The sequence below is a fragment of the Synechococcus sp. R55.2 genome (assembly GCF_047462075.1).
Classification (GTDB): domain Bacteria; phylum Cyanobacteriota; class Cyanobacteriia; order Thermostichales; family Thermostichaceae; genus Thermostichus.
Genome location: NZ_JANSIH010000248.1, coordinates 1 through 4,925, shown reverse-complemented (window position 1 = coordinate 4,925; position 4,925 = coordinate 1). Strand labels below are relative to the sequence as shown.

9 protein-coding genes are annotated in these 4,925 nt (G+C 55.1%); 1 reads left to right on the top strand and 8 read right to left on the bottom strand.

Going from position 1 to position 4,925, the window contains the following annotated elements; all coding sequences use genetic code 11:
- Window positions 1-151: 151 nt before the first annotated feature.
- The 8 genes from NW838_RS08465 to psbE all read right to left on the bottom strand — a co-directional run bounded on the left by NW838_RS08465 (window position 152) and on the right by psbE (window position 2,699).
- Window positions 152-418, bottom strand: coding sequence for an ARPP-1 family domain-containing protein (locus tag NW838_RS08465; RefSeq protein WP_414351045.1), 267 nt, complete (start codon window positions 416-418; stop codon window positions 152-154).
- Window positions 419-722: 304 nt separating this feature from the next.
- Window positions 723-836: a photosystem I reaction center subunit VIII gene (locus tag NW838_RS08460; protein WP_011433114.1), complete on the bottom strand. Its 114-nt coding sequence runs from the start codon at window positions 834-836 to the stop codon at window positions 723-725.
- Between the two features lie 38 nt (window positions 837-874).
- Window positions 875-1,345: a photosystem I reaction center protein subunit XI gene (locus NW838_RS08455; protein ID WP_414427856.1), complete on the bottom strand. Its 471-nt coding sequence runs from the start codon at window positions 1,343-1,345 to the stop codon at window positions 875-877.
- A 137-nt stretch (window positions 1,346-1,482) separates the two neighbouring features.
- Window positions 1,483-1,749 (bottom strand): transposase, encoded by a 267-nt coding sequence (locus NW838_RS08450; RefSeq protein ID WP_414356642.1) that lies wholly within the window; start codon window positions 1,747-1,749, stop codon window positions 1,483-1,485.
- A 102-nt stretch (window positions 1,750-1,851) separates the two neighbouring features.
- Window positions 1,852-1,971: a photosystem II reaction center protein J gene (locus NW838_RS08445; RefSeq protein WP_414356643.1), complete on the bottom strand. Its 120-nt coding sequence runs from the start codon at window positions 1,969-1,971 to the stop codon at window positions 1,852-1,854.
- Window positions 1,972-2,114: 143 nt separating this feature from the next.
- A complete protein-coding gene (locus tag NW838_RS08440) occupies window positions 2,115-2,240 on the bottom strand; it encodes a photosystem II reaction center protein L (protein ID WP_011433111.1) in 126 nt (41 codons plus the stop codon).
- Between the two features lie 5 nt (window positions 2,241-2,245).
- Window positions 2,246-2,377 carry a cytochrome b559 subunit beta gene (gene psbF / locus NW838_RS08435; protein ID WP_414356645.1) on the bottom strand — a complete coding sequence of 44 codons (132 nt, stop codon included), beginning with the start codon at window positions 2,375-2,377 and terminating at the stop codon, window positions 2,246-2,248.
- 76 nt (window positions 2,378-2,453) lie between these two features.
- Window positions 2,454-2,699, bottom strand: coding sequence for a cytochrome b559 subunit alpha (psbE, locus tag NW838_RS08430; RefSeq protein ID WP_011433109.1), 246 nt, complete (start codon window positions 2,697-2,699; stop codon window positions 2,454-2,456).
- Between the two features lie 315 nt (window positions 2,700-3,014).
- Between psbE and NW838_RS08425 the strand changes: the two genes are divergently transcribed.
- Window positions 3,015-4,706, top strand: coding sequence for an S-layer homology domain-containing protein (locus NW838_RS08425; protein WP_414427855.1), 1,692 nt, complete (start codon window positions 3,015-3,017; stop codon window positions 4,704-4,706).
- The last annotated feature ends 219 nt before the right edge of the window (window positions 4,707-4,925 follow it).

Genomic DNA, 4,925 nt, shown 5'->3' with positions numbered 1-4,925 from the left:
GCCAAACAGGCGGTGACCGAGCTAACTCAGGATGTTTTTTCTTTCCAATTTCTTTTTCCAATTTCTAGGGATCCCCTGCAGGAGGAACGGGTTTAGGCGAGGAGTTCGGTACTACCGCCGAGAGACTGCCGAGAGATAAACCACCTTCCCGTCATGGAACAGAGCTGAGCCTTGGTCGCCCCGCTGGGACTCTGCTCGGTACTCCCAGCAGCAATAGGAACTCACTGTGGTTTTCCACAACCAGGTGAGGTACTGCTCCGGCCTCGCTCACCTCGGTGATGGTTGCTTCCTTGGTTTGCAGATCTGGAAGGCGATAGGCAACTTCCTGCTCCCCCTGAGAAAAGAGAGGGAAAACCTGGAAACTGCCCTCTTGAATGGGATCCCCAATACGCAGGGTTGGAAAGTTAAGGCTGGCCATCGACTCCTCCTTCTCGTTGAAGTTGCAAGGGTGTTGCGGAAGCTGCCCTTCCCCTTGTTGGCTTGGGATCAGCTCGCCGGATCCTGCTCCAATCTAAAGTCCTTTGGAAATGCTCCCTTCCTAAAAAAAAGAGGTGAGGGGACAGCCTTCGCCTTTCGGGACTCTGGTAGCGCGGATGGAAATCATCCTGACCAAAAGAGAGGGATCCCTAAAAAAGGGATCCCTGCCTCAATATCTGGGGTTGATCTCTAGCCTGAAGTAATTGAAATTAATCAGCACTAGTGAGTATCAAAGCACTCCGGGACTAGTCCCGCTCAATGTACAAAAAAAGCACTGCCATGCCCACTGCAGGAAGCAGCCAACCAACAATGGGGATAAAAATCCAAGGAAGATAAGCAGCAGCGTAAGAACCGGTCATGATTTTGCTCCTCTCAAGTGACTTGACAAACTTGACAACTAATTCACCAGCCCTCGAAAGATGGCGTCGATCCCGGCAAAGTTCTCCAGCAGGAAATAGGCAGCGAACACGCCACCCATACCTCCCAAGAAAAATCCTGCCGTCAGATCCCCCCAACCCCGAGCTGTAGCCAGAGGAGCGGCCCCCGGCGTCTCCGGCTTGTTTCCGAAGGTAACGCTGCCATAGGCCGACATGCAGGCGGGTCCCAGCAGCACAATCGCCATCGCCGTAACCAGCCCGCCTAAGTTAGCTGCCTCAGGGTAATCCCGCAGCGGCCCCAGCACAATTTCTGGCCCTACCAAGAAATAGCCATGGGCCAGCCCAATTTCTAGACCCCGCAACAGCGGCGATAAACCAGGACGGTTGATGGGAAGATTGTTGATAAACAGACGGGTGACAGGAGAATCGCTGATGGGCGTCGAAAGATGCCCCTCGCAGGGATCGTCGTTAAAGGTGCGAATGTAATCCATGTCCGAATGTCCTGCCTGGAATTTTGCGATTCATTCTACGGGGCCTAAGTTACCCTCTCGGCAACCACCACCCGGATCGTTAAAAAAGTTCATGCTCGCTTAACACAGAGATAGCTCTTGTGACATCCTCTCAACACTCACCCTAACAACCAGTTGGCTGTCTTGTAGTGGAAATCCTTGCGCTGATTGGCTACTTTGAGATGGGCCTTCGCCACTCGCCTTAAGGCTTTCTTACGGCGGTTTGACCCTTGCTTCTTGCGGGATAATGACCGCTGTAATCTCTGTAACCGCTTTTGTGCTTGGCGATAATACTGGGGAACTGGAACAGACTCCCCTGCATTGGTCACCAAAAAGGATTTCAACGTGATGGGTAGCCCCGGAAAAAGTGGTAGATACAACAGCATCGAAAAGCCTAACTGAATTCAGCTAGGCCATAAAAACCATGCGGCTTTGTACCCCTACCTATTGCGGGCTACTACCAGACTAACAGACTAAAAACCTCAAACTTACAGGCTCGAGCCCAAGCCCACATAGGAGCCATAGAAGAAAAGCCCAACTACCGTGAGCACACCCAAACCGGCAACCACGGCCACTATCCACAAAGGGATCCTTGCTTGACTGGTCATAGCAACTGGTCTCCAAAAGAACTAAAGACGGAACTAGCAGCAATTACATTTTCGGTAATAAGGGAACAAAAGCTGGCCAAAAGCCAACTGTATCCCTTGCCAGCCCCTTTCAACTCTAAGAAGAGCAGAGTGGGATCCTGGCCTCAGTTGAGAAAGTAGCTGGAGAACAACAGCCCAACCACAAACACCAGCAGCAAACCCAGGTAAAGGGAAGTGCGGTTTAGCTCCACCGGTTGGGAGTTGGGATTCCTTTCGGGTTGATCAGCCATTGGGTTCACCGTTGAATAAACTGCATTGCAGCAATGGCTCCCAAGAAGAAAACCGTTGGGATCGCCAAGGTATGCACCGCCAGCCAACGGACGGTAAAAACAGGGTAAAAAACGGGTTCATCAGATTTACTGGCCATAGATATCACCCTACGCAAAAAGCTCAATCAACTTACAAATTGCAACAACGAATAGTCCACTTACCCACGGGCACTCCTAGCGAGTCAGCCTCTCCAGCTCCTCCAGAGCATTGAAGCGATCGCTAACGATCGGCAACTCCTGGCGCTCTGCCGTGAAATACTCATTGGGGCGCGGGGTGCCAAAAATATCATAGGCCAGGCCAGTGCTCACAAAAAGCCAGCCTGCCAAAAACAAAGCGGGAATGGTCAGGGCGTGAATAACCCAGTAGCGGACACTGGTAATGATATCGACAAAAGGTCGCTCTCCGGTGCTGCCAGCCATGAAACTCCTCCCTAGGGTAGGGGCAAAAGTGCTTTCTGAACTTTCTGAGTCTATAACACAATGATAAAGATTTGGATGCACAACTACAAGTTGCAAGACATTCGCTTAGCCCCTTTGCTGCCAAGCCGGATCCCAATCTTGTCTTGGATAAGTAAAATCTCCTATGGGGTTCCTGTGACCAACCTCCTCACCCGAGTTTTCAGAATCTCACTGCCAAAGGGCGCAATCCCAACGGGTATCGAGGGCTTGGGGACACGGCGGAAGTTTGAGATAAGCTGGCCCTGAGGGGATGTTGTTGGAACAGGAGTGACAGCTATGCGGTGCTCGTGGCCCCTAGCTCTGAGCTTGTGTTGGACGCTGGGCTGGTCGGGTGTCAGCTTGCCGGCTTGGGCCCAAGGGGTGGAGCAGCAAGCCTCGCTGGCCTGGGCCGATGCCTATGTGGCGGCTCTGGAGCGTCAGACGGATGTGGTGATCACCCAAGAACCTCTGTCGGCCACCCTGACCCGCTTGGAATTGGCCCAGTGGCTGACGGAGTTTTTCGGTTACATCCCCAATCCCAACCAGGTGCAGGAGATTCGCGACCTGGAGCCCAACACCCCCGACTATTGGACTGCCCAAGCCGTGCTGCAGGCGGGGGCCATGCGCCTATACGAGGGCAACGAGTTTCGCCCGCAAGGGGATATCACCCACCTGGAAGCCCTGGCCATTTTGGTGCGGGCTCTGCAATTGCCTGCTCCCACTCAGGCCGATATTGAGCGCTGGATGGCTCTGTACACCGATGCGGCTGATGTGCCGGAGGTAGGGCGGGCTTTTGTGGCCATGGCAGGCGAAGCGGGGCTGCTGGTGAATGTGCCGGATCCAGCTCGTCTTCAGCCCAATCGCGTGCTGAGGCGAGCAGAAGGGGCGGTGTTGTTGCATCAGGCCCTGGTGTATCGCGGTCAGCTTCCGCCCTTGCCACCCCCTGTGGCCCAGTTGCGTCCTTCCCCGGCTCCGGTGGCCGAGACCGTCCAACCCGAAATCTTCCAAACGCGGATCACTCCCGAGGGAGGAAGTGTTCCTGCAGGGGGAACCTTGACCATTGAAGCGCAGGCCACTCCCAACGGCAGGGCTACGGTCGATATCGGCGGCGTGGTTCAGGGTCTGCCGATGCAAGAGGTGCAGCCCGGCTATTACCGCGCAGTTTACAGCCTTAGCCCTCAGGACAGCGCCCTCAGCCCCGACATCAGCATTCAATTGACCCTCAATGGCGTCAGTACCCGCGTTCAACGGCGGCTACCTCAACTGGCCTTGGGCAATGTCGCTCCCCCGCCGGTGGAGTCGGTGTTTCCGCCCCCGGCTCCTCTGCCGCAGCCGTCCCCTGCCCCTTTGACTGCAGCCGGCAATCGCTATCCGCGCATTGAGGCCATTCGCTTGGATCCCCAGCGCGACTTGGTGGAAGGGGATATTCTCACCATTGCCATTTGGGGAGAGTCCGGAGGGATCGCCCAGTTTGATCTGGGGAATCTGGCCCTGAACCAGCCGATGCGGGAGGTACGACCCAACCACTACGAAGGCACCTACGTGGTGGCCCCCACCCACCAGGCCAACAATCCCACCTTGCGGATTGTGCTCACCAAGGACGGCCTCAGCCAGGAACATCGGGAGATTTTTCCTTTTTCCATCGATGGCTCCAGAGGAACCCGCTCCACCATTCAGCCGGTTTCCGCACCCGTCGCCACGGGACTGCCCCAGATTTTCAGTGTCACCACCAACAGCACCAATCTGCGCATGGGAGAAATTCTCAAAGTCACCATGCGAGGGGATCCGGGGGGGCGGGCTGCTTTTCGGATTGTTGGGGTAACGCCGGAAGTCGAAATGCGGGAGGTGGCGCCGGGCCTATACGAAACCCAGCAGCAGTTGCCCTTCAACATGCAGCCGGTCAACAACGGCATCATCGAGGTGATCTTGCAAAGAGGGGGCCAAAAGACCACCCAAACCAGCCCCTCGCCCATTACCATTGCCCCCTAGCGGGATCCCTGCAAAGGGTCAACTAAAATCAGGGTATTGTAGATTTGTTAACAAAACGTGCGGAGTTCCCCACCCTCTGTAGAGTGGGGATGGATAGCACCACCGGATCGGTTGTTCGGGGGATAAAGCCCTCAGAACTGGGATAGAGTGTGCACATGGCAACAAGAAGGCAGACCTTTCGACTGTATCCCAGCAAAGCTCAGGAAAAGGCTTTGTTTG

What these genes read in the sequence shown, in the direction of transcription:
- NW838_RS08465 (WP_414351045.1), bottom strand. Translation starts at nt 418, where the DNA reads ATGGCCAGCCTTAACTTTCCAACCCTGCGTATTGGGGATCCCATTCAA.
- NW838_RS08460 (WP_011433114.1), bottom strand. Translation starts at nt 836, where the DNA reads ATGACCGGTTCTTACGCTGCTGCTTATCTTCCTTGGATTTTTATCCCC.
- NW838_RS08455 (WP_414427856.1), bottom strand. Translation starts at nt 1,345, where the DNA reads ATGGATTACATTCGCACCTTTAACGACGATCCCTGCGAGGGGCATCTT.
- NW838_RS08450 (WP_414356642.1), bottom strand. Translation starts at nt 1,749, where the DNA reads ATGCTGTTGTATCTACCACTTTTTCCGGGGCTACCCATCACGTTGAAA.
- NW838_RS08445 (WP_414356643.1), bottom strand. Translation starts at nt 1,971, where the DNA reads ATGACCAGTCAAGCAAGGATCCCTTTGTGGATAGTGGCCGTGGTTGCC.
- NW838_RS08440 (WP_011433111.1), bottom strand. Translation starts at nt 2,240, where the DNA reads ATGGCTGATCAACCCGAAAGGAATCCCAACTCCCAACCGGTGGAGCTA.
- psbF (WP_414356645.1), bottom strand. Translation starts at nt 2,377, where the DNA reads ATGGCCAGTAAATCTGATGAACCCGTTTTTTACCCTGTTTTTACCGTC.
- psbE (WP_011433109.1), bottom strand. Translation starts at nt 2,699, where the DNA reads ATGGCTGGCAGCACCGGAGAGCGACCTTTTGTCGATATCATTACCAGT.
- NW838_RS08425 (WP_414427855.1), top strand. Translation starts at nt 3,015, where the DNA reads ATGCGGTGCTCGTGGCCCCTAGCTCTGAGCTTGTGTTGGACGCTGGGC.